Origin of the sequence: Pseudomonas sp. TMW22090, assembly GCF_022496665.1 — a bacterium.
GTDB lineage: Bacteria > Pseudomonadota > Gammaproteobacteria > Pseudomonadales > Pseudomonadaceae > Aquipseudomonas > Aquipseudomonas gregormendelii.
This window is the reverse complement of the sequence record NZ_SCFH01000009.1, coordinates 152547-176748: the sequence shown is the minus strand read 5'-3', so window position 1 is coordinate 176748 and position 24202 is coordinate 152547. Positions and strand designations below refer to the sequence as shown.

Genomic DNA, 24202 nt, shown 5'->3' with positions numbered 1-24202 from the left:
ACGATGAGCGCAAAAGTCTGGCTGGTGGGTGCAGGCCCTGGTGACCCGGAATTGTTGACCCTCAAAGCAGTGCGCGCCATGGGCGAAGCGGATGTGGTGCTGATCGACGACCTGGTCAATGACGCCGTGCTGGAACATTGCCCCCATGCGCGAATCATCGCCGTGGGCAAGCGCGGCGGCTGTCGCTCCACGCCACAGGCGTTCATCCATCGCCTGATGCTGCGGTATGCGCGCCAGGGCAAATGTGTAGTGCGGCTCAAGGGCGGTGACCCGTGCATTTTCGGCCGCGGCGGTGAGGAAGCGCAGTGGCTGCGCGAGCGTGGGGTGGAGGTTGAGTTGGTAAACGGCATTACGGCCGGACTGGCTGGGGCAACGCAGTGCGATATTCCCCTGACCCTGCGCGGGGTTGCGCGCGGAGTAACGCTGGTGACGGCGCATACCCAGGATGGCAGCAGCCTGAATTGGCAGGCGCTGGCACAGGGGGGCACTACCCTGGTGGTGTACATGGGCGTGGCGAAGCTGAGTGAGATCCGTGAGCAACTGCTTGCCGGGGGCATGGCCCTGGATACGCCGGTGGCCATGATCGAAAACGCCTCCCTGGCGCATCAGCGCGAATGCCGCAGCGACCTGAACGACATGGAACAGGATGCGAGTGCGTTTGAATTGAAAAGCCCGGCGATTCTGGTGATTGGGGCTGTGGCCAAAGATCAAAAGATCGCAGCCTGCGGCAGCTCCTACAGGCCCCAGCGTACATCCATGTAAACGCCGCGGCGCCCACAATGCCCCTGTGGTAACCCGATCCTGCAGGAGCTGCCGAAGGTTCGGGCCGCGGGCGGACGATCCCGTGAGAGCTGCCGAAGGCAGCGATCTTTTAGGGCCATCGCAAAATCCGGATAAAACCCAAATCGCAGGCAAAGAAAAGCCCGGCCTAAGCCGGGCTTTCCTCAGAGCTGCGAGCTAATTACTTAGCTTGAGCTTCAACCTGCGCTTCTACGCGACGGTTTACAGCGCGGCCAGCTTCAGTAGCGTTGTCAGCAACTGGGCGGGATTCGCCGTAGCCAACGGACTGAACGCGGGACGATTCAACACCGTACTGGTTGGTCAGAACTTGCTTAACGGCGTTTGCACGACGCTCAGACAGCTTCTGGTTGTAAGCGTCAGGACCGACGGAGTCAGTGTGACCTTCAACAGTGGTGCTGGTCGATGGGTACTGCTTCATGAAGTCAGCCAGGTTCTTGATGTCGCCGTAGCTGTTGGTTTTAACAACAGATTTGTCGAAATCGAACTTAACGTCCAGCTCTACACGAACAACTTCAGCAACTGCTGGGCAGCCGTCAGCGTCAACAGTTACGTTGGCTGGGGTGTCCGGGCACTTGTCAACGTTGTCGCAAACGCCGTCGTTGTCGCTGTCGGAGCAGACTTCAGCTGGTGCTGGAACTGGAGCAGCAGCAGGCTTGGAGCCGCCACCGAAGTTCACACCGATACCGACGCTAGGAGCCCACTCGGTGTCGCCCTGGTCGATGTTGTATTGAGCTTCAACGCCAGCACGGGCGTAGAAGTTCTCGGTGAAGTACAGCTTGGCACCGCCGCCAACGTTGGCGAAGGTGGAACGGTTACGACCGTTCGAGCCGTTCTGATCGATGCTCTGATCGGAGAAACCGGCCGAAACGTATGGACGAACCATGTCGCCTGGGTTGTTGAAGTGGTACAGAGCGTCCAGAGCGGTGTTAGCGCCCTTGATGTTCTGGCCGCTGTCGGAACGGACATTGTGCACTTCGTCGTAGGCCAGACGCAGTTCAACGTCGTCAGTCAGGAAGTAACCTACGGAACCGCCGAACAGGTTGCCGTCATTCTTGAAGTTACGAGCGCTGTCGAATTGTTCTTTCTTAGCGAAGCCTTCGATTTCAACTGCGCCTTGGCCTTGTGCCAGAGCGCCGAACGAAGTGGCAGCAATAAGAGAACCAATGGCCAAGCCCAAGGTGTTTTTCAGTTTCATCCGTTAAATCCCCATCTGGTGATTGTGAAGCAGTCCCGCAAACCGGGGGACAACTCGGCGGCAAGTCTATCAGAACTTGCCTACACGTAAGAGATATTTGCGTCGAACTAAGTTTCAGCTACGCCTGCAAATTTCTCACGCAATTTATCTAGAGCACGTTTGTAACGCATTTTTGTTGCACTCAAACCCATGTGCATGATGTCTGCGATCTCCTGAAATTCAAGCTCTGCGACAAATCGTAGCACCAGAATTTCGCGGTCAATCGGGTTCACATACACCAGCCAGCGATCAAGTCCACCCTTTTCCTCGGCTTTGGGCATCTTTTCTTCAGATGCTTCCTCGAGGGGGTCCAGACTCAAAGCGTCCATCAAGCGACGCTTACGCCGTTCCTTGCGATACTGCGTGATGCATTCGTTGTACGTGATGCTGTAGAGCCAGGTTTTGAACTTCGATTTCCCCTCGAAGTTCTTCAGGCCATACAACACCTTCAGCATCACTTCCTGACAGACATCGTCCGCGTCGCGATCGTTCCCAAGATATCGTGCACAGACGTTAAATAATGTTCTCTGGTAACGCCGCATCAGTTCTTCATAGGCGCGCGTTACGTGAAACAGCTCGGTGTGCGAGCGCGCGACCAACTCCTCATCAGAGAGCTCGCGGGGGTCGTAGCGCGTGGAGAGCGATTGAGCTTTATTCAAAACAAGTCGGGCCGACAGTCAGGTCAATGTCCGCCGCAGCCCTTTCCAGGGCCATTTGCGGCGGCATACATTAGCAGGGTTTGCCGGGTTAGCGGCTACTCACATGCTGCTCCAGGAGGATCCGATTGGAGAGTGAGACTAGCTCACCCTCGTCGGTCAGCAATGTGGTTTTAACCGTGCCGATCTCTTCGATCTGGCCTTCGACCTCGCCAACACGCACTTGTTGCCCAACCTGATACAACTCACGCACATAGATTCCCGCAAGAATCTGACCGGCAATTTCCCGGCTTCCCAATCCCATGGCCAGCGCTACGGCCAGACCAACGGTAATCAAAACGATGACGATCACATGGTTGAGCAGGTCAGTCTTGACCTCCAACTGGCTGATCGCGACCGAAATACTGATGATGATCACCAGGCCCTGGGCAATTCGCCCCAGGCCCGACGCGTAATCCAGCCCCACACCTTCTGCGGCTCCGCGCACCAGCCCATTGGCCAGTTGCGCCAGGAGCACACCCACCAGCAACACCAGCGCGGCGCCGAAAACCTTCGGCAAATACAGCGCGAGCATGTCTAGCGTAGCTGAGACTCGCTCAAGTCCAAGAGATTCCGCAGCTGACACCAAAAAAATCAGCAGGACGAACCAATATACGATTTTACCGATCAATGTCGAGATGGGCACCTGCAGCCCGGCGCGGGACAACAGCTTGGTCAAACCGGTGCCGCCCATCAGGCGATCAAGGCCCAGCTTGGCCAGCAGTTTGGACAGCAACGTATCGAGCAGCTTGGCCACCACGAAACCCAGGAGCAGCACCACCAGTGCGCCAAAGAGGTTCGGGATGAAGTTTGCAACCTTGGTCCATAACGCAGTCATTGCAGTGACGAGGCTCTGAGTCCAGAGATCAAGTTCCATATTCAATCAGCCTTATCAGCAGTGCGAACAGTAGGTTTACGGTGACGGGAAACCGGCGAGACATGGGCCGATCCGTTATTCAGGGCGATCATCAGCGCGGGCAACCAGCGGCCCAGCAGACTGAACAGATCACCGGCGCCGACCTGGCGGTTGGCGGTTTTCAATACACGTCCAAGGCACGCATCGTCGTCCCGGGTGGACGGTGATGCCTTGAGCATGTCGCGCAAAGACTGTTCAAACGGATCGTGCATACGCACCTCTCGTGATGTCTGTGAAAGACGCGATCAAATTTGCCCGGGTCACATGACGCATCGTCAGACCCAACGCAAACGACGGAATAACCACCACTGCCCGAGCGCCACCGAGACCATCATCAGGCAGGCCACCAGGAAGCCATAGGGGCTGTCGGACAACGGAATCCCGCCGACATTTATACCCAGTAGACCGGCCAGGAAACTCATCGGCAAAAAGATCCCGGTGATGATGCCAAAACGGTACATCGTGCGGTTCATGCGCACGCTCAAACGCCGATCTTCGGCCTCGAGGACCAACCCCACCCGCTCCCGGGTCAATTCCAGCTCTTCGAGATAACGCGTCAGGCTGTTGTTCAATTCGTTCCAGTAATCGGCATCGTCATCGACGAACCAGGGCAATTTTATCCGCGTCAGCTGGCCGAAAATATCGCGCTGCGGAGCGAGGAATCTCTTCAGCGCAGCCGCCCTGCGACGGATCTGCAAAATGGCTCCATGCTCGGGCGTATACCGTTCGTCGGCATCCAGTTTTTCTTCTTCCTCATCGACCACTTCCGAGAGGCAACTGACCAGATCCTGCACCTTGTGGGTGAGCAGCTGGGCCATATAAAGTATAAGTTCAGAGGCGGTTTTCGGGCCTTTGCCTTCTTCGAGCTGCGCCAGCAATTCATCGGTGGCCCGCAACGGGCGCAGGCGCAGGGAAATGACCCGCTGCGCCGAACCGAAGATGCGCACGGAGACCATATCTTCCGGTTCCGCCCCGGGATTGAGGTTGATGCCGCGCAGGAACAGTAAAAATTCGCAGTCCGGCAGCGGCAACAGGCGCGGCCGGGTGTTCTCCTCAAGCAGCAGGTCGCAGCTGAACTCGGTCAGGCCGCTGTATTTGCGCAGCCAGGTCTGGGTCTGCGGATGACTGCGGTCCCAGTGCAGCCACAGGCTTTCGTGGGCCTGCAACTGCAAGTCATCGAGCTCAGTCCGGGCTATCGAACGCGCACCGCCTTTACCATCCAGCACCAGGGCATGCACCAGCCCCCACTGCGCGTTGTCTTCCTCGAACATCCTCACCCCTAAGTTGGTCGCGCGTGCTTACTCGGGCATCTGCAGCGGGCTGGGCGAGATGATCACGCCGTTGTTGTCCGCATAGATGTATTCGCCCGGGCGAAAGGTCACGCCGGCAAACGTCACCGGGATGTTGATTTCGCCGACTCCACGCCGATCGGACTTGCGTGGGTGGCTGGCGAGGGCCTGAACGCCGAGGTCGGTCTGCGCAATGATATCCACGTCGCGGATGCAGCCGTAGATCACCAGGCCTTCCCAGCCGTTTTTCGCCGCCTTCTCGGCCAGCATGTCACCCAGCAGTGCGTGACGCAGGGAACCGCCGCCGTCGACGACCATCACTTTGCCATGCCCCTCGAGCTCGACCTGCTCCTTGACCCGCGAGTTGTCCTCGAAGCACTTGACGGTCACGATTTCGCCGCCGAAGGAATCACGGCCACCGAAATTGCTGAACATCGGTTCCAGCACCTGGACCAGCTCCGGATAGGCGTCGCACAGGTCAGGGGTGATGTAATGGTTCATCGAGAAACTCCTGTAGAGAGGAAGACAATCGAGATGTCGCAAAGTGACCGGAAAAGCATGATGCGTCATATCTTAGCCGCAACCCGGTGCGAGCGAAATGCCCTTGATAGAGCATTGCGCTCAGACTGCCGCGGCTAAATCCGCCTGGCCAGGCAACAGCGCCGTGCGCTGGTCGACCAGCCAGCGCGCAACCAGCGGCCACACTTCGGCCTGGGCGGCTTTGCTGACGAGCATCTCGACGTGACCAAAATTATCGGCAAAGCCCTGGTCGCGACCCAGATTGACGAATTGCTTGTGCTCGGAACCGATCTGCTCGAACAGCTTGCGACAGGCCCAGGTCGGGTCCTGATGATCGCCCGCAGCACTGACGGCCAGCACCGGCAGTTGCACGTCCGCCAACCCGGCCCACCAATCCTTGTCCGCATCGCCAAAACGCCCGAACAGGCCGTACCAGCGCATGCTTTCCAGGGCCAGGCCGATCGGCTCGTCCTCCGGACCGCGCTTGAGCCTTGAACCGGAGAGCTGGGCAAAGCGCTTGAGGATGAAGCGACCGCCCCACTCCACTGGCGGGATCTTCAGCGGCCAATAGGTGCGGCTGACCTGTGTGCCGAAGAAGGCGGCAGACGCCACCACCGACTCGTCGATGTACTGGCCGCCCAGCGCCGCCGCCAGGGTAATGCCCCCCAGCGAATGTCCAATCCAGTGCGCAGCCTGGCCACTTTGCTCGTGCACAAAGGCGCCGATGGCCGGCAGGTCGTAGCGCGCGTAGTCGGCGACGCGGTTCTGCCGGTAACCCTGGTTGCGCTGCGACAGGCCGTGGCCGCGCATTTCCGGGATCCAGACATCAAAACCGAGGCGGGCCAGATAAGCACCCAGTCCCAGGCCTTTGGGGGAAAACCAGAATCGGCGGTTGGAGAAGCTGCCATGCAGCAGAATCACCGGCACACCGCGCCGGGACGGCTCGTCGGCCATGCCCAGGCGCGTCACGGCCAGTTCGACGGTGCCGTCCGGGCTGTTGGCGGGTTTCAAACGGTAGACGTCTTCGCTCAGATCACCGCGGCGTTCGGCGCTGATCAGGGCGACAGGAAATAGTTGGCTGCTGCTTTGCATAATGCTCTTGCACAAAAAAGGGCGGCTTCCAGAGGAGCCCGCCCTACTTGAATCTCTAAAACGGCCGTTCCCCCCTGTAGGCGCGAGCTTGCTCGCGAAGAACCTCAGGACGCCGCGTTTATCCAGGATAAACGCATTATCGTTGACGTCCATCGCGAGCAAGCTCGCTCCTACAGAGGAGCGGCCCGCTCACACAATCAAACGGCTGCTTGACCTTCCGCCAGGAAGAACCAGGTTTCCAGTACGGAGTCCGGGTTCAGCGAAACGCTTTCGATGCCCTGCTCCATCAGCCACTTGGCCAGGTCCGGGTGGTCCGAAGGGCCCTGACCGCAAATGCCGATGTACTTGCCAGCCTTGTTGCACGCGGCAATGGCGTTGGCCAGCAGCTTCTTGACGGCCGGGTTACGCTCGTCGAACAGGTGCGCGATGATCCCGGAGTCACGGTCCAGGCCCAGGGTCAGCTGGGTCAGGTCGTTGGAACCGATGGAGAAGCCGTCGAAGAACTCGAGGAATTCTTCAGCGAGGATCGCGTTCGATGGCAGTTCGCACATCATGATGATGCGCAGACCGTTCTCGCCGCGGGCCAGGCCATTCTCGGCCAGCAGATCGATCACCTGGCTCGCTTCGCCCAGGGTACGGACGAATGGCACCATGATTTCGACGTTGGTCAGGCCCATCTCGTTGCGCACACGCTTGAGGGCGCGGCACTCGAGCTCGAAGCAGTCGCGGAACGCCTCGCTGATGTAACGCGAGGCGCCACGGAAGCCCAGCATCGGGTTTTCTTCTTCCGGCTCGTAGAGCTTGCCACCGATCAGGTTGGCGTATTCGTTGGACTTGAAGTCCGACAGGCGCACGATGACCTTTTTCGGGGTGAACGCGGCGGCCAGGGTGCTGATGCCTTCAACCAGTTTGTCGACGTAAAAATCGACCGGGTCGTTGTAACCGGCGATGCGCTTGTCGACGCTGTCCTTGATGTCCTGCGGCAGGCCGTCGTAGTTCAACAGGGCCTTGGGGTGCACGCCGATCATGCGGTTGATGATGAATTCCAGACGGGCCAGGCCCACACCGGCGTTCGGCAGTTGCGCGAAGTCGAATGCACGGTCCGGGTTGCCGACGTTCATCATGATCTTGAACGGCAGGTCGGGCATGGCATCAACGGAGTTTTTCTTGATGTCGAAGCCCAGTTCGCCTTCGAAGATGTAGCCGGTGTCGCCTTCGGCGCAGGAAACGGTCACGCCCTGGCCGTCTTTCAACAGCTGGGTGGCGTTGCCGCAACCGACTACAGCCGGAATCCCCAGTTCGCGAGCGATGATCGCCGCGTGGCAGGTACGACCGCCACGGTTGGTGACGATGGCGCTGGCGCGCTTCATGACCGGTTCCCAGTCCGGGTCGGTCATGTCGGACACCAGTACGTCGCCTGGCTGGACCTTGTCCATCTCGGACACGTCCTTGATGATACGCACCTTGCCCGCGCCGATGCGCTGGCCGATGGCACGACCTTCAACCAGCACGGTGCCGGTTTCTTTCAACAGGTAACGTTCCATGACGTTGGCCTGGGTGCGGCTCTTCACGGTTTCCGGACGGGCCTGCACGATGTAGAGCTTGCCGTCGTCACCGTCCTTGGCCCACTCGATGTCCATCGGGCACTGGTAGTGCTTCTCGATGATCATCGCCTGCTTGGCCAGCTCGCTGACTTCGGCGTCGCTCAGGCAGAAACGTGCGCGATCAGCCTTGTCGACGTCGATGGTTTTCACCGACTTGCCGGCCGTGGCGACTTCGCCGTAGATCATCTTGATGGCCTTGCTGCCCAGGTTGCGGCGCAGGATGGCCGGACGACCCGCCTCCAGCGTGCCTTTGTGGACATAGAACTCATCCGGGTTCACCGCGCCTTGTACGACGGTTTCACCCAGGCCGTAGGCGCCGGTGATGAACACCACGTCACGGAAGCCCGATTCGGTATCGAGGGTGAACATCACGCCGGCGGTGCCGGTTTCGGAGCGGACCATGCGCTGCACGCCAGCCGACAGGGCCACCAGCTTGTGGTCGAAGCCCTGGTGGACGCGGTAGGAGATCGCACGGTCGTTGAACAGCGAAGCGAACACCTCTTTGGCGGCGCGAATGACGTTTTCGACACCACGGATGTTCAGGAAGGTTTCCTGCTGACCGGCGAAGGACGCATCCGGCAGGTCTTCGGCAGTCGCGGAAGAGCGCACGGCAACGGCCATGTCAGGGTTGCCGGCCGACAGCGTGGCGAACGCGGTGCGGATCTCGGCGTTGAGCTTCTCGGGGAACTCGGCTTCCATGATCCATTGACGGATCTGGGCGCCGGTCTTGGCGAGGGCGTTGACATCGTCGACGTCGAGGGCGTCCAGGGCGGCGTGGATCTGGTCGTTCAGGCCGCTGAGTTCGAGAAAATCACGATAAGCCTGAGCTGTCGTGGCGAAGCCACCGGGCACCGATACACCGGCACCTGCAAGGTTGCTGATCATCTCGCCCAGGGATGCGTTCTTGCCCCCCACATGCTCAACATCGTGTTTGCCGAGCTTATCGAGGGAAACTACGTACTCTACCAAGGTGATCTCTCCACTAACTGTGTTGGAAAAGCTCAGAAGCCGGCTGCCCTGAGGGGCGTTTTCCGGCTGTATGGCCTGGACCTGGAAAATAAGTGAGAATGCGGGCCATTGGCGGCCGACAAATCGCGCCTATCATATCCAAGAATGATCATTAGCTTAAGGCCCAAGGTGCAAATGAAACGATCTGCTTTCTTTATTTCCGACGGCACCGGCATCACAGCCGAAACCCTGGGCCAAAGCCTTCTGGCGCAGTTCGAAAACATAACCTTCAGCAAATTCACGCGACCGTACATCGACAACGTGGATAAAGCGCGGGCCATGGTACAACAAATCAACAAAGCCGCCGAAACCGACGGCTTCCGGCCGATCATCTTCGACACCATCGTCAACCAGGACATTCGTGAGATCCTCGCCACTTCCAATGGTTTCATGATCGACATTTTCTCGACCTTCCTGGCGCCCCTGGAACAGGAACTGACCGAGCATTCGTCCTACACCGTCGGCAAATCCCATTCGATCGGCACCAGCTCCAATTACATGGAGCGCATCGAGGCGGTGAACTTCGCCCTGGACAACGACGACGGCGCCCGCACGCACTACTACGACAAGGCCGACCTGATCCTGGTGGGCGTATCGCGCTGCGGCAAGACGCCGACCTGCCTGTACATGGCCATGCAATTCGGCATCCGCGCGGCCAACTACCCGCTCACCGAAGACGACATGGAGCGCCTGCAACTGCCCAACGCCCTGCGCGCCCACCAGCACAAGCTGTTCGGCCTGACCATCGACCCGGACCGCCTGACGGCCATCCGCAACGAGCGCAAGCCCAACAGCCGCTATTCGAGTTACGCCCAGTGCGAATTCGAAGTGCGCGAGGTGGAGAACCTGTTTCGCCGCGAGAACATTCCCAACATCAACTCCACGCATTTTTCCGTTGAAGAGATTTCGGCGAAGATCCTGGTGGAGAAAGGCGTCGAGCGGCGGTTCAAGTAATTCTCCATTGCCTGTTCCGGCCTCATCGCCAGCAGGCTGGCTCCCACAGGGAATCTGCGGTGCACACCAAATCAACTGTGGGAGTTAGCCTGCTAGCGGTTCAAGTCATTTTCCATTGCCTGTTCCGGCCTCATCGCCAGCAGGCGGGCTCCCACAGGGAACCTGCGGTGCACACAAATCAACTGTGGGAGTTAGCCTGCTAGCGGTTCGAGTCATTTTCCATTGCCTGTTCCGGCCTCATCACCAGCAGGCTGGCTCCCACAGGGAATCTGCGGTGCACACCAAATCAACTGTGGGAGTTAGCCTGCTAGCGGTTCGAGTCATTCTCCATTGCCTGTTCCGGCCTCATCGCCAGCAGGCTGGCTCCCACAGGGAACCTGCGGTGCACACAAATCAACTGTGGGAGTTAGCCTGCTAGCGGTTCGAGTCATTCTCCATTGCCTGTTCCGGCCTCATCGCCACCAGGCTGGCTCCCACAGGGAACCTGCGGTGCACACAAATCAACTGTGGGAGTTAGCCTGCTAGCGGTTCGAGTCATTTTCCATTGCCTGTTCCGGCCTCATCGCCAGCAGGCTGGCTCCCACAGGGAACCTGCGGTGCACACAAATCAACTGTGGGAGCCAGCCTGCTGGCGATTGAACGATAACGCGGTCCCTCAGATAACAAACAAATCCACAAACCGATTCACCGGTGTCGCCTCCAGCCGAGCCTGATCCTTGCACAGCTCGAAGATCTCAGCGCTACGCTGGCGGGTGAATCGAGTCAGCAGGTTCGTCCTGAACTTGTCCTCCAGCAATGGAATGCCTTCGGCACGACGCCTGCGATGGCCGATCGGGTATTCCACCGCCACGTTCTCGGTACTGGTCCCGTCCTTGAAAAACACCTGCACCGCATTGGCGATCGAGCGCTTGTCGGCTTCCAGGTATTCACGGGTGTAAACCGGGCTTTCGACGATGACCATTTTCTCGCGCAGCACATCGATGATCGGGTGCGCTGCGTGGAAGGCATCCTCGTATTGCTCGGCCACCAGGTTGCCGAACGCCAGTGGCACGGCCGTCATGTACTGGATGCAATGATCGCGATCCGCCGCGTTGGCCAGCGGGCCGACCTTGGAAATGATGCGGATCGCCGACTCGTGGGTGGTGATGACGATCCGGTCGATTTCATGCAGGCGGTTGCGCACCTGTGGGTGCAGGGTCACTGCCGCTTCACAGGCAGTTTGTGCGTGGAACTCGGCGGGAAAGCTGATCTTGAACAGCACGTTTTCCATCACGTAGGAGCCGTATGCACGGGAGAAACTGAACGTGCGCTTGTCTTGCGGCTTGAGCGCCAGATCGTTGTTGGTGTGGCTGAACAACACGTCGTAGAACCCCCACTGCCGGGCCGTCAGCACCCCGGGAATGCCCATTTCCCCGCGCATCGCGATGTCCGCCAGGCGTACCCCGCGACTGGTGGCATCGCCTGCTGCCCAGGACTTTCGCGAGCCGGCATTCGGTGCATGCCGGTAGGTGCGCAGGGCCTGGCCGTCGGCAAAGGCATGGGACAAGGCTGACAGCAGTTGCTCGCGATTGGCGCCCATGAGTTTGGCGGTGACGGCGGTCGAGGCGACTTTGACCAGGATGACGTGGTCCAGACCCACTCGGTTGAAGGAGTTCTCCAGGGCAATCACGCCCTGGATTTCGTGGGCCATGATCATGGCTTCAAGCACTGCGCGCAGGGTCAGCGGTGCTTCGCCGTTGGCCAGGCGTTTTTGCGACAGGTGGTCGGCTACCGCGAGAATACCGCCGAGGTTATCCGACGGGTGACCCCACTCCGCGGCGAGCCATGTGTCGTTGTAATCGAGCCAGCGCACGATGCAGCCGATATCCCAGGCGGCCTTCACCGGGTCGAGGCGGTAGCTGGTGCCCGGCACCCGTGCGCCAAAAGGCACCACCGTGCCTTCGACGATCGGCCCCAGATGTTTGGTGCATTCGGGGAAGCGCAGGGCCAGCAGGCCGCAGCCGAGGGTGTCGATCAGGCAGTTGCGGGCAGTGTCCAGGGCTTCGGCAGATTCAACCTTGAAGGTGAGGACGTAGTCGGCGATGTCCTGCAGGACGGAGTCGTAATCGGGGCGGTTGTTCTGGTCGACGTTGGTGCTCATGTTCGATTCACTCTTGAAGTGGTTCGTTGATGGGACCTCGGTTCAGGGCAATCAAATTTTATTATTGAAGTGGTTTTCCACTGTAGGAGCTGCCGAAAGCTCGGGCCGCGTTCGGACGATCTTTTGATCTTGATCGTAAAAACCAGGATCAAAAGATCGCAGCCTTCGGCAGCTCCTACAGGGGCTGCCGTGCCGGGTTAGAAGGAATCACCCGGTACGCGCACGAAGCCTTCCATCAGTACCCGCGCACTGCGGCTCATGATGGCTTTTTTCACGGTCCACTCGCCGTCAACCAGGCTCGCCTCGGCGCCTACGCGCAGGGTGCCGGATGGATGGCCGAAGCGCACCGCATTGCGTTCGGTGCCGCCGGCCGCGAGGTTGACCAACGTGCCGGAAATCGCTGCCGCCGTACCAATGGCCACGGCCGCCGTGCCCATCATCGCGTGGTGCAACTTGCCCATGGACAGCGCGCGCACCAGCAGGTCGACATCCTCCGTCTTGATCGCCTTGCCGCTGGACGCTACGTAGTCCGCAGGCGCAGCAACGAAGGCCACTTTCGGCGTGTGCTGACGCGTGGCCGCTTCGTCGAGGTTCTTGATCAGGCCCATGCGCAGGGCGCCGTAAGCGCGAATGGTCTCGAACATCGCCAGCGCTTTCGGGTCGCCGTTGATCGCACCCTGCAGTTCGGTGCCGGTGTAACCGATGTCTTGCGCGTTGACGAAGATGGTCGGGATGCCGGCGTTGATCATAGTCGCCTTGAAGGTCCCCACGCCCGGCACTTCCAGGTCATCGACGAGGTTGCCGGTGGGGAACATCGAACCACCGCCCCCCTCTTCTTCCGCAGCCGGGTCGAGAAATTCGACCTGGACTTCGGCCGCGGGAAAGGTCACGCCATCGAGTTCAAAATCGCCGGTTTCCTGCACCTCGCCGTGGGTGATCGGCACGCGGGCGATGATGGTCTTGCCGATGTTGGCCTGCCACACGCGAACCACGGCCACGCCGTTGTGCGGGACACGGCTGGCGTCCACCAGGCCATTGCTGATGGCAAACGAACCGACCGCCGCCGACAGGTTGCCGCAGTTGCCGCTCCAGTCGACAAAAGGCTTGTCGATGGAGACCTGGCCGAACAGGTAATCGACGTCGTGGTCGGCCTTGGTGCTTTTCGACAGGATTACGGTTTTGCTGGTGCTGGAAGTGGCGCCGCCCATGCCGTCGATTTGCTTGTCGTAGGGGTCGGGGCTGCCGATCACCCGTAGCAGCAAGGCATCGCGCGCCGGGCCTGGAGCCTGTGCCGCTTCGGGCAGGTCTTTGAGGCTGAAGAACACCCCCTTGCTGGTGCCGCCACGCATGTAAGTGGCGGGGATTTTGATCTGCGGTGCGAACTGGGTTGCGTGAGCCATGGTGCTCCTTAAAAGACGCGACGGAACCTGAAGTCCCGTCGCGGCATATCGAGTTGTTAAACGGCCACCGCCGACTCTTCGAGGAAGTCCTGGGCGAAACGTTGCAGCACGCCTCCGGCCTCGTAGATCGACACTTCTTCAGCGGCATCGAGGCGGCAGGTCACTGGCACATCGACGCGCTCGCCGTTCTTGCGATGGATCACCAGCGTCAATTCGGCACGCGGCGTACGCTCGCCAATCACGTCGTAGGTTTCGCTGCCGTCGATGGCGAGGGTGTGGCGGTCGGTGCCTGGCTTGAACTCCAGCGGCAATACGCCCATGCCCACCAGGTTGGTGCGGTGGATGCGTTCGAAACCTTCGGCGGCAATCGCTTCCACACCGGCCAGGCGCACGCCTTTCGCCGCCCAGTCCCGGGAAGAACCCTGGCCATAGTCGGCGCCGGCGATGATGATCAGCGGCTGCTTGCGTTCCATGTAGGTTTCGATCGCTTCCCACATGCGCATCACCTGCCCTTCCGGCTCGACGCGTGCCAGCGAACCTTGCTTGACCTTGCCGTTTTCCCGGACCATTTCGTTGAACAGTTTCGGGTTGGCAAAGGTCGCGCGTTGCGCGGTCAAGTGGTCGCCGCGATGAGTCGCGTAAGAGTTGAAGTCCTCTTCCGGCAGGCCCATTTTCGCCAGGTATTCACCGGCGGCGCTGTCGAGCATGATGGCGTTCGACGGCGACAGGTGATCGGTGGTGATGTTGTCCGGCAGCACCGCCAGCGGACGCATGCCCTTGAGCGGACGGGCACCGGCCAGCGCGCCTTCCCAGTAGGGCGGACGACGGATGTAGGTGCTCATCTCGCGCCAGTCGTACAGCGGCGTGACTTTCGGGCCGGTGTCTTCGTGGATGGCGAACATCGGGATGTAGACCTGGCGGAACTGCTCGGGTTTGACCGATGCCTTGACCACTGCGTCGATCTCTTCGTCGCTTGGCCAGATGTCCTTCAGGCGAATTTCCTTGCCGTCTGCGTCCAGGCCCAACACGTCTTTCTCGATGTCGAAACGGATGGTGCCGGCGATGGCGTAGGCGACCACCAGTGGCGGGGACGCGAGGAACGCATTCCTGGCGTACGGGTGAATACGCCCGTCGAAGTTGCGGTTACCCGACAGCACGGCGGTGGCGTACAGGTCGCGGTCGATAATTTCCTGCTGGATCACCGGATCCAGTGCGCCTGACATGCCGTTGCAGGTGGTGCAGGCAAAGGCCACGACGCCGAAGCCCAGTTGCTCGAGTTCGTCGGTCAGGCCGGCTTCGTCGAGGTACAGCGCGACGGTTTTCGAGCCCGGCGCCAGGGACGACTTGACCCATGGCTTGCGGGTCAACCCCAGCTTGTTGGCATTGCGCGCCAGCAGGCCGGCGGCGATCACGTTACGCGGGTTGCTGGTGTTGGTGCAGCTGGTGATGGCGGCGATGATCACGGCGCCGTCGGGCATCTGGCCTGGAACATCGTCCCACTGACCGGAGATGCCTTTGGCGGCCAGGTCCGACACCGCGACACGGGCGTGCGGGTTGCTCGGGCCGGCCATATTGCGCACCACCGAAGACAGGTTGAAGGTCAACCCACGTTCGTATTGCGCATGCTTCAAGCTGTCGGCCCACAGGCCGGTGATCCTGGCGTAGTTCTCCACCAGCTGCACCTGCTCGTCTTCACGGCCGGTGAGTTTGAGGTAGTCGATGGTTTGCTGGTCGATGTAGAACATCGCAGCCGTGGCGCCGTATTCCGGGGCCATGTTGGAAATAGTGGCGCGGTCGCCGAGGGTCAGCCTGGCCGCGCCTTCACCGAAGAATTCCAGCCATGCGCCGACGACTTTTTGCTGACGCAGGAACTCGGTCAGCGCCAGCACCATGTCGGTGGCGGTGATGCCCGGCTGCAGCTTGCCGGTCAGTTCAACGCCAACGCTTTCCGGCAGACGCATCCACGACGCACGACCGAGCATCACGCTTTCCGCTTCCAGGCCACCCACGCCAATGGCGATCACGCCCAGCGCATCGACATGCGGGGTGTGGCTGTCGGTGCCGACGCAGGTATCGGGGAACGCCACGCCGTCGCGCACCTGGATCACCGGAGACATTTTCTCCAGGTTGATCTGGTGCATGATGCCGTTGCCTGGCGGGATCACATCGACGTTCTTGAAGGCTTTTTTGGTCCAGTTGATGAAGTGGAAACGGTCTTCGTTGCGGCGGTCTTCGATGGCGCGGTTCTTCTCGAACGCTTCCGGATCAAACCCACCGCGCTCGACGGCCAGGGAGTGGTCGACGATCAGTTGAGTCGGCACTACCGGGTTGACTTGCGCCGGGTCGCCGCCTTGCAAAGCGATGGCGTCGCGCAGGCCGGCGAGGTCGACCAGCGCGGTCTGGCCGAGGATGTCGTGGCAGACCACACGCGCCGGGAACCACGGAAAATCGAGGTCGCGTTTGCGCTCGATGAATTGCTTGAGGGATTCGGTGAGCGTGGCCGGGTCGCAGCGACGCACCAGGTTTTCCGCAAGGACGCGGGAGGTGTATGGCAGGGTGTCGTAGGCACCCGGCTGGATGGCGTCGACAGCCGCGCGGACGTCGAAGTAATCCAGATGGCTGCCGGGCAGCGGTTTGCGAAATTCAGTGTTCATCGTCAGGACTCGGTCACGGTGTGTTCAGAAGGTGGAGCCTGGTACCGGGCTTGAATTCAACACCATCCACTGTGGGAGCGGGCTTGCCCGCGATTACGGTGGGTCAGGCGACATTTATGTCGAATGTGACTCCGTCATCGCGGGCAAGCCCGCTCCCACAGGGATTTGCGATATGTTCAAATCCCTGCGTCGGCGCTCCCACCATTCAGCGTTGTTCGATTGGCACGAACTTGCGCTGTTCGACGCCGGTGTACTCGGCGCTCGGGCGGATGATGCGGTTGTTGGCGCGTTGTTCGAAGACGTGCGCCGCCCAGCCGGTCAGGCGCGAGCAGACGAAGATCGGGGTGAACAACTTGGTCGGGATGCCCATGAAGTGGTACGTCGACGCATGGTAGAAGTCGGCGTTGGGAAACAGTTTTTTCTGTTCCCACATGGTCTTGTCGATCGCCTCGGATACCGGGAACAACACAGTGTCGCCGACTTCTTCGGCGAGCTTTTTCGACCAGCCCTTGATCACCTCGTTGCGCGGATCGTTGTCCTTATAGATCGCGTGGCCGAAGCCCATGATCTTGTCCTTGCGCTCGAGCATGCCGAGGGTGCCCTTGATCGCCTCTTCCGGGGAGGAGAAACGCTCGATCATTTCCATCGCCGCTTCGTTGGCGCCACCGTGCAATGGCCCACGCAGCGAGCCGATGGCCGCGGTGACGCACGAGTAGAGGTCGGACAGGGTCGAGGCACACACCCGTGCGGTGAAGGTCGAGGCGTTGAACTCATGTTCCGCGTAGAGGATCAGCGAAACGTTCATCACCTTGACGTGCAGCTCGCTCGGTTTTTTGCTGTGCAGCAGGTGCAGGAAGTGACCACCGATGGAGGGTTCGTCGCTCACGCAGTTGATGCGCTTGCCGTCATGGCTGTAGCGGTACCAGTAGCACATGATCGCCGGGAAAGCGGCCAGCAGGCGATCGGTCTTGTCATGCTGCTCGGAGAAGTCTTTCTCCGGTTCCAGGTTGCCCAGGAACGAACAGCCGGTGCGCATCACGTCCATCGGATGGGCGTCGGCGGGAATGCGTTCCAGGACTTCCTTGAGCGCTTGCGGCAGGTCGCGCAGCTTGCCGAGTTTGTCCTGGTAAGCGGCGAGTTGTGCCTGGGTCGGCAGCTCGCCGTACAGCAGCAGGTACGCCACTTCTTCAAATTGTGCGTCTGCCGCCAGTTCGCGAACGTCGTAGCCGCGATAGGTCAGGCCTGCGCCCGACTGGCCCACGGTGGACAGTGCGGTTTGCCCGGCAACCTGACCACGGAGCCCGGCGCCACTGAGTACTTTTGCTTCGGCCATTGCTGTCTCCAATTTTGAATTTGTTAGGGAATCTGCAATTTCTGGTGATGCTGAAAAGATCGCAGCCTCCGGCAGCTCCTACAGGACCGCGTTCGACGCCCCGGTAGGAGCTGTCGAGTGAAACGAGGCTGCGATCTTCATCGGTCATTTCTTGGCGGCAAACAACGCATCAAGCTTCTGCTCGAACGTGTGGTAATCGATGCGATCGTAAAGCTCCATGCGAGTCTGCATGGTGTCGATGACATTCTGCTGAGTGCCGTCGCGACGGATTGCGGTGTAGACGTTTTCCGCCGCCTTGTTCATGGCCCGGAAGGCTGACAGCGGGTACAGCACCAGGGACACGTCGGCCGCTGCCAACTGCTCGGTGGTGTACAGCGGGGTCGCGCCGAATTCGGTGATGTTGGCCAGGATCGGCGCTTTCACGCGGTTGGCGAACAGCTTGTACATATCCAGCTCGGTGATGGCTTCCGGGAAAATCATGTCGGCGCCGGCCTCGATGCACGCCGCGGCGCGATCCAGGGCAGATTCCAGACCTTCCACTGCCAGGGCGTCGGTGCGGGCCATGATCACGAAACTGTCATCGGTACGCGCATCGACGGCCGCCTTGATGCGGTCGACCATTTCCTGCAGCGACACGATCTCTTTATTAGGGCGGTGACCGCAGCGCTTGGCGCCGACCTGGTCTTCGATATGAATCGCCGCCGCGCCAAACTTGATCATCGACTTGACGGTACGCGCGACGTTGAACGCAGAGGAACCGAACCCGGTATCCACGTCCACCAGCAGCGGCAGGTCGCAGACATCGGTAATGCGCCGTACGTCGGTCAGCACGTCATCCAGGCCGGTGATACCCAGGTCCGGCACACCGAGGGAGCCAGCCGCGACCCCGCCACCCGACAGGTAGATGGCCTTGAAACCGGCGCGCTTGGCCAGCAACGCATGGTTGGCGTTGATCGCGCCAACGACTTGCAACGGATGCTCGCTGGCGACCGCATCGCGGAAACGCTGGCCTGGAGTGCTCTTGTTGGAACTCATGACTCACCTCGTTCAGTGGCTGTCTGGTTAGCGCCGTCCTGGTAGTGACGGGCGATATTGCGTTTGGAGGCGCCGATATGGCGGCGCATCAACAACTCGGCCAGTTCACCGTCACGGTCGGCGATGGCATCGAGAATTCGGTGGTGTTCGGCGAACGCCTGGTGCGGGCGGTTGGGCGTGGTGGAAAACTTCATGCGGTACATGCGCACCAGTTGGTACAACTCGCCGCAGAGCATCTGGGTCAGGGTGCGGTTGCCGCTGCCCTGGATGATCCGGTAATGGAAATCGAAGTCGCCTTCCTGCTGGTAATAACCGATGCCGGCCTGGAACGCCTCATCGCGCTCATGGGTTTCGAGCACCCGGCGCAGTTCGTCGATTTCTTCCAGGGTCATGCGCTCGGCCGCCAGGCGGCAGGCCATGCCCTCGAGGGACTCGCGAATTTCGTAGAGTTCCAGCAGTTCGGCGTGATTGAGCGATACCACACGCGCCCCGACATGCGGTACGCGCACCAACAGGCGCTGGCCTTCCAGGCGATGGATGGCCTCGCGCAGCGGCCCGCGGCTAATACCATAGGTGCGCGCCAGCTCCGGTTCGGAGATCTTGCTGCCCGGAGCGATCTCGCCCTTGACGATGGCCGCCTGGATGCGCCGGAAGACGTTCTCGGACAACGTCTCCGAATCGTCCTGGGCAATGACCGGGGGATCGAGTTGATCCAGCATATTGTCGACACCTTGAAAGCTGATACCGGGAAAACTAGCGAAAACGGTACGTACAGTCAAAGGAAATATGGATATTGTCGACAATCGTCTAATAAGCGTATGAAACCTACCGGCTCGGCATCAGAGGGTATAGCCCCCTGCCAGCGGTGGCGCCATAAAACCACCGTGCTAGAATGCCGCCCGCATTTGTTTGTGACATCTGCACCGCCCGTCATCACATGATGGCTGGCATACGAGGGAGCTTGCGCAGCGATGCCAGGGCCTTGAATCAATACACGGACCGCTGCGCCCCAGGATTTATGACACTCAAGCCCTTTTGCACCTTCCTCTATCTCCTTTGCCTGCCCGGCGTCGCCGCGGCGGGGGAAAAGACCGTTTACGGCCTCAACGAATATGCGTCCCTCAATGGCATCGACCTTGAAGTCGCGGCCAAACTCGACACGGGCGCGAAAACCGCCTCGCTGAGTGCCCGGGATATCAAGCGCTTCAAGCGCAATGGCGAATCCTGGGTGCGCTTCTACCTGGCCATCGACACCGCGCACTCGCACCCGATCGAGCGACCGCTGGCCCGCGTCAGCAAGATCAAGCGACGCGCCGGGGACTACGATCCCGATGAGGGCAAGAAGTACACCGCTCGTCCGGTGATCGAGCTGGATATCTGCATGGGTTCGGCTTTACGCAGCATCGAAGTGAACCTAACCGACCGCAGCGCTTTCCAATTCCCGCTCCTGATCGGCTCCGAAGCACTCAAACGCTTCGACGCGCTGGTCGATCCAAGTCTTAAATACGCTGCTGGCAAACCCGCCTGCGCCACCGACGCACATACCGCAGAGTAATTCCAATGCGCGCTCTTACACTCCATCTGAGAATCCTGATCGCCATCCTGGTGGTGCTGGGCATTTCAGTGACGGCCTATCAGATTTTCGTGCTCGGCATTCCAGTGACCGAAGACGCTACCGACGACTTGTGGAACATCGACGCCAAGGTCGAGTTCGTCGCCAGTGCCAAGGATCCGGTCAAGATCCAGATGTTCGTGCCGCCGTTGAGCCGCGACTATGTCAGCCTCAACGAAAGCTTCATTTCCAATAACTATGGCGTGGCGGTCAACCGTGTCGACGGCAACCGCAAGGTCACCTGGTCTGCGCGACGGGCCAAGGGCAACCAGACGCTGTACTACCGCCTGGTGCTGACCAAGCGCTACACCGGCGAGAAGGCCAAGATCAAGGGCCCCACCTTCCGCGACAGCATCGTGGTCGAAGGTCCGGAGAAAATCGCCGCCGAAGCCCTGCTCGCGCCCATCCGCCAGCATTCGGCCGACGTCGAGACCTTTATTGGCGAGGCCATCAAGCGGGTCAACAACCTCAACGACGACAACGTGAAGCTGCTGCTGGGCGGTGATCCGTCCACCGTGCACAAGGCGCGGATCGTCGAGCTGCTGCTGTCGATCGCCCACGTGCCGATCGAGAAAGTCCACACCATCCGCCTGGTGGCCGACCAGCCGCAAGTGCCCGAACTGTGGCTGCGCAGCTTCAACGGCACCGACTGGCTGTACTTCAACCCGGAAACCGGCGAGCAGGGCCTGCCGACCGACCGCCTGCTGTGGTGGACCGGCGATGAAAACCTGATCACTGTCGATGGTGGCAAGAAAGCCAATGTGACCTTCAGCCTGAACAACAGCGAAATGAACGCCATTCGCCTGGCCAAGCTGACGGATGAAAACACCGACGCCAACTTCCTCGAATATTCGCTGTATGGCCTGCCCCTGCAGACCCAGCAGACCTTCATGATCATGGTGATGATCCCGATCGGCGTGCTGGTGATCCTGATCCTGCGCAACCTGATCGGCCTCCAGACCCTCGGGACCTTTACCCCGGTACTGATCGCCCTGGCCTTCCGGGAAACCCAGTTGGGCTTCGGCATCGTGCTGTTCACCATCATCACCGCGCTTGGGCTGTCACTGCGCTCCTACCTTGAACACCTGAAGCTGCAGATGTTGCCGAGGCTGTCGGTGGTGCTGACGTTCGTGGTGGTGCTGATTGCGGCGATCAGCCTGTTCAGCCACAAGCTCGGCCTGGAACGCGGGCTGTCGGTGGCGCTGTTCCCGATGGTGATTCTGACCATGACCATCGAACGCCTGTCGATCACCTGGGAAGAACGCGGCGGTGGCCATGCCATGAAAGTGGCGGTCGGCACCCTGTTCGCCGCCTCCCTGGCGCACCTGATCATGAGCGTGCCGGAACTGGTGTACTTCGTGTTCACGTTCCCGGCGATCCTGCTGATCCTGGTGGGCTTCATGCTGGCCATGGGTCGCTATCGCGGCTACCGCCTGACCGAACTGGTGCGTTTCAAGGCGTTCCTGAAGAAGGCTGACGCCTGATGTTCGGTTTCTGGAAGACCTGGAAGGCCCTGGAAGCCCGGGGCATCATGGGCATCAATCGGCGCAACGCGGACTATGTGCTCAAGTACAACAAGCGCAGCTTGTACCCGATCGTCGATGACAAGATCATCACCAAGGAGCGCGCGATCGCTGCCGGCATCCATGTGCCGGAACTGTATGGGGTGATCTCCACCGAGAAGGAAATCGACAAGCTCGACGAGATCATCGGCGGGCGCACCGATTTCGTGGTCAAGCCGGCCCAGGGCGCTGGCGGTGACGGCATCATCGTGATCGCTGACCGCTTCGAGGGGCGCTATCGCACGGTGTCCGGGAAGATCATCAGCCATGAGGAGATCGAGCACCATATCTCCAGCATCCTCACGGGCCTGTATTCCCTGGGCGGTCACCGCGACCGCGCCCTGATCGAATACCGAGTGATCCCGGACCAGATCTTCAAGAGCATCAGCTATGAGGGCGTGCCGGACATCCGCATCATCGTGCTGATGGGCTACCCGGTCATGGCCATGCTGCGCCTGCCCACTCGCCAGTCCGGCGGCAAGGCCAACCTGCACCAGGGCGCCATCGGCGTAGGTGTCGACCTTGCCACCGGCCTGACGCTGCGCGGCACCTGGCTGAACAACATCATCACCAAGCACCCCGACACCACCAACGCGGTCGATGGTGTGCAACTGCCCTACTGGGACGGTTTCATGAAGCTTGCCGCCGGTTGCTATGAGCTGTGCGGGCTGGGCTACATTGGCGTGGACATGGTGCTCGACCAGGAAAAAGGCCCGTTGATTCTCGAGCTCAATGCCCGGCCCGGCCTGAACATCCAGATTGCCAACGATTGCGGGCTGACACTGCGCACCCATGCCGTCGAGGCGCGACTGGAAGATTTGAAGGCCCGCGGTGTGACCGAGACGGTTGAGGAACGCGTGGCGTTCGTGCAGGAAATGTTCGGGCATATTCCACCGGTTGAAGGCTGACCGTCGATGCTGACCTGCTCGGTACACCCGCTGCCCTATCGCGCCAATCCTGCCGACTATTTCGCGATCATTCGCCATGCCCCGGGCGCCGTGCTGCTCGACAGCGGCCGTCCGACCGCCGACCGAGGTCGCCATGACCTGCTCAGCGCCTGGCCGCTGGAGCAACTGGCGGTGCTGCCTGACGAAAGTGGCAGCGATTTCCTGCAACGCCTGCGGGACAACCTGACGCGCCTGGGTGAAGCCTCGCTACCGCTCGACCTGCCTTTCGCCGGCGGGCTGATCGGCTACCTGAGCTATGACTTCGGCCGCCACCTTGAGCACCTGCCGAGCGTGGCCAGGGACGATCTGCACCTGCCGGACGCTCGCTTCGGGCTGTATGCCTGGGCCCTGATCAGCGACCACCAGCAGGCCACCAGCCAACTGGTATTTCACCCGACGCTGGCCGATAGCGAACGCCAGCGCCTGATCGAACTGTTCAGTGGAACGACCAGCGATGAAATCGAGCCGTTCCGGCTGACTGCGCCGATGAGCCCCGACCTGAGCGCCGACGAGTATCGCCAGGCGCTGGAGCGTATCCAGCAGTACATCCAGGCCGGCGATTGCTACCAGGTCAACTTCGCCCAGCGTTTCCGCGCCGAGTGCCAGGGCGATCCCTGGGCGGCCTATTGCGCCCTGCGAGCGGCCTGCCCGACGCCTTTTTCCGGTTTCCAGAGCCTGCCTGATGGCGGTGCGGTGCTGAGCCTTTCACCCGAGCGTTTCGTCAAAGTCAGCCATGGCCTGGTCGAAACCCGCCCGATCAAAGGCACGCGGCCCCGTGGCCAGACCGCAGCTGAAGACGCAGCCAACGCCGCTGAACTGCTGGCCAGCCCCAAGGATCGCGCCGAGAACCTGATGATCGTCGACCTGCTGCGCAACGACCTCGGCCGCACCTGCCGCATCGGTTCGGTGCGGGTGCCGGAGCTGTTCAGCCTGGAAAGCTACCCCAACGTGCACCATCTGGTGAGCAGCGTCACCGGTGAACTGGCCGCCGACCGCGACGCCCTGGACCTGATTGCCGGCAGCTTCCCCGGAGGCTCGATTACCGGCGCACCGAAAATCCGCGCGATGCAGATCATTGACGAACTGGAACCGACGCGACGGGGCCTGTATTGCGGCTCGCTGTTGTATCTGGACGTGCGCGGCGAGATGGACAGCTCCATCGCCATTCGCAGTTTGCTGGTCAAGGACGGGCAGGTGTGTTGCTGGGGCGGCGGCGGGATCGTCGCGGACTCTCAGTGGCAGGCCGAGTATGCGGAGTCGATCACCAAGGTGAAGGTGCTGCTCGATACCCTGCAGAACCTCTAGAAGCATCGCGGGCAAGCCCGCTCCCACAGGTTTCAGGTCGAACCACAATTAAGTGTCCGGCACAAAAACTGTGGGAGCGGGCTTGCCCGCGATGGCGCTCGA

At 60.7% G+C, this 24202-nt stretch carries 20 protein-coding genes; 6 read left to right on the top strand and 14 right to left on the bottom strand.

The window, feature by feature from the left end:
• Positions 1–3 precede the first annotated feature (3 nt).
• Positions 4–762 (top strand): uroporphyrinogen-III C-methyltransferase, encoded by a 759-nt coding sequence (cobA, locus tag EQV97_RS23585; protein ID WP_240890162.1) that lies wholly within the window; start codon positions 4–6, stop codon positions 760–762.
• Positions 763–961: 199 nt separating this feature from the next.
• Here the strand turns inward: cobA and EQV97_RS23580 are convergent, their stop codons facing one another.
• From EQV97_RS23580 to ppsA, 8 genes are all read right to left on the bottom strand, one after another.
• Positions 962–1996 carry an OmpA family protein gene (locus tag EQV97_RS23580; RefSeq protein ID WP_045060999.1) on the bottom strand — a complete coding sequence of 345 codons (1035 nt, stop codon included), beginning with the start codon at positions 1994–1996 and terminating at the stop codon, positions 962–964.
• Positions 1997–2103: 107 nt separating this feature from the next.
• Positions 2104–2694, bottom strand: coding sequence for an RNA polymerase sigma factor SigX (gene sigX / locus EQV97_RS23575; RefSeq protein WP_045060998.1), 591 nt, complete (start codon positions 2692–2694; stop codon positions 2104–2106).
• Between the two features lie 88 nt (positions 2695–2782).
• Positions 2783–3607, bottom strand: coding sequence for a mechanosensitive ion channel domain-containing protein (locus tag EQV97_RS23570; RefSeq protein ID WP_008048604.1), 825 nt, complete (start codon positions 3605–3607; stop codon positions 2783–2785).
• Between the two features lie 2 nt (positions 3608–3609).
• Positions 3610–3858 (bottom strand): hypothetical protein, encoded by a 249-nt coding sequence (locus EQV97_RS23565; protein ID WP_045060997.1) that lies wholly within the window; start codon positions 3856–3858, stop codon positions 3610–3612.
• A gap of 63 nt (positions 3859–3921) precedes the next feature.
• Positions 3922–4917 carry a zinc transporter ZntB gene (locus EQV97_RS23560; RefSeq protein ID WP_240890161.1) on the bottom strand — a complete coding sequence of 332 codons (996 nt, stop codon included), beginning with the start codon at positions 4915–4917 and terminating at the stop codon, positions 3922–3924.
• A gap of 27 nt (positions 4918–4944) precedes the next feature.
• Entirely contained in the window at positions 4945–5436 is a 492-nt protein-coding gene (gene rraA, locus EQV97_RS23555) for a ribonuclease E activity regulator RraA (protein WP_045060995.1), read from the bottom strand.
• Positions 5437–5556: 120 nt separating this feature from the next.
• Positions 5557–6546, bottom strand: a complete 990-nt coding sequence (locus EQV97_RS23550) for an alpha/beta fold hydrolase (protein ID WP_240890160.1) — start codon at positions 6544–6546, stop codon at positions 5557–5559.
• A gap of 197 nt (positions 6547–6743) precedes the next feature.
• The gene (gene ppsA / locus EQV97_RS23545; protein ID WP_122838088.1) at positions 6744–9119 is read right to left on the bottom strand and encodes a phosphoenolpyruvate synthase; all 2376 of its coding nucleotides are present in this window, start codon (positions 9117–9119) and stop codon (positions 6744–6746) included.
• Between the two features lie 174 nt (positions 9120–9293).
• Between ppsA and EQV97_RS23540 the strand changes: the two genes are divergently transcribed.
• Positions 9294–10112, top strand: a complete 819-nt coding sequence (locus tag EQV97_RS23540; RefSeq protein WP_045060992.1) for a pyruvate, water dikinase regulatory protein — start codon at positions 9294–9296, stop codon at positions 10110–10112.
• A gap of 655 nt (positions 10113–10767) precedes the next feature.
• Here EQV97_RS23540 and prpD read toward each other — a convergent pair.
• The 6 genes from prpD to EQV97_RS23510 form a co-directional block, all read right to left on the bottom strand.
• Positions 10768–12252 carry a 2-methylcitrate dehydratase gene (gene prpD / locus EQV97_RS23535; protein ID WP_122838087.1) on the bottom strand — a complete coding sequence of 495 codons (1485 nt, stop codon included), beginning with the start codon at positions 12250–12252 and terminating at the stop codon, positions 10768–10770.
• Positions 12253–12449: 197 nt separating this feature from the next.
• Positions 12450–13652, bottom strand: coding sequence for a 2-methylaconitate cis-trans isomerase PrpF (gene prpF, locus EQV97_RS23530; protein WP_240890159.1), 1203 nt, complete (start codon positions 13650–13652; stop codon positions 12450–12452).
• 56 nt (positions 13653–13708) lie between these two features.
• Positions 13709–16306 (bottom strand): Fe/S-dependent 2-methylisocitrate dehydratase AcnD, encoded by a 2598-nt coding sequence (gene acnD / locus EQV97_RS23525; protein ID WP_240890158.1) that lies wholly within the window; start codon positions 16304–16306, stop codon positions 13709–13711.
• A 205-nt stretch (positions 16307–16511) separates the two neighbouring features.
• Positions 16512–17639: a 2-methylcitrate synthase gene (prpC, locus tag EQV97_RS23520; protein WP_240890157.1), complete on the bottom strand. Its 1128-nt coding sequence runs from the start codon at positions 17637–17639 to the stop codon at positions 16512–16514.
• Between the two features lie 144 nt (positions 17640–17783).
• The gene (gene prpB, locus EQV97_RS23515) at positions 17784–18674 is read right to left on the bottom strand and encodes a methylisocitrate lyase (RefSeq protein ID WP_010456549.1); all 891 of its coding nucleotides are present in this window, start codon (positions 18672–18674) and stop codon (positions 17784–17786) included.
• On the bottom strand, positions 18671–19390 hold the full coding sequence (locus tag EQV97_RS23510; protein ID WP_177328579.1) for a GntR family transcriptional regulator: 720 nt from the start codon (positions 19388–19390) through the stop codon (positions 18671–18673). Before EQV97_RS23510 ends, prpB begins: the two co-directional genes overlap by 4 nt.
• Positions 19391–19692: 302 nt before the next feature.
• Here EQV97_RS23510 and EQV97_RS23505 point away from each other — a divergent pair, with 302 nt between their 5' ends.
• From EQV97_RS23505 to pabB, 4 genes are read left to right on the top strand one after another with little or no spacing between them, the layout of a single operon-like run.
• Positions 19693–20229, top strand: a complete 537-nt coding sequence (locus EQV97_RS23505; RefSeq protein WP_240890156.1) for an ATP-dependent zinc protease — start codon at positions 19693–19695, stop codon at positions 20227–20229.
• A 5-nt stretch (positions 20230–20234) separates the two neighbouring features.
• Positions 20235–21770, top strand: coding sequence for an inactive transglutaminase family protein (locus EQV97_RS23500; RefSeq protein WP_122838083.1), 1536 nt, complete (start codon positions 20235–20237; stop codon positions 21768–21770).
• Positions 21770–22756 carry an alpha-L-glutamate ligase-like protein gene (locus EQV97_RS23495; RefSeq protein WP_045060983.1) on the top strand — a complete coding sequence of 329 codons (987 nt, stop codon included), beginning with the start codon at positions 21770–21772 and terminating at the stop codon, positions 22754–22756. The genes EQV97_RS23500 and EQV97_RS23495 overlap by 1 nt, the downstream gene beginning before the upstream one ends.
• Before the next feature lie 6 nt (positions 22757–22762).
• Positions 22763–24100 carry an aminodeoxychorismate synthase component I gene (gene pabB / locus EQV97_RS23490; protein ID WP_240890155.1) on the top strand — a complete coding sequence of 446 codons (1338 nt, stop codon included), beginning with the start codon at positions 22763–22765 and terminating at the stop codon, positions 24098–24100.
• Positions 24101–24202 lie beyond the last annotated feature (102 nt).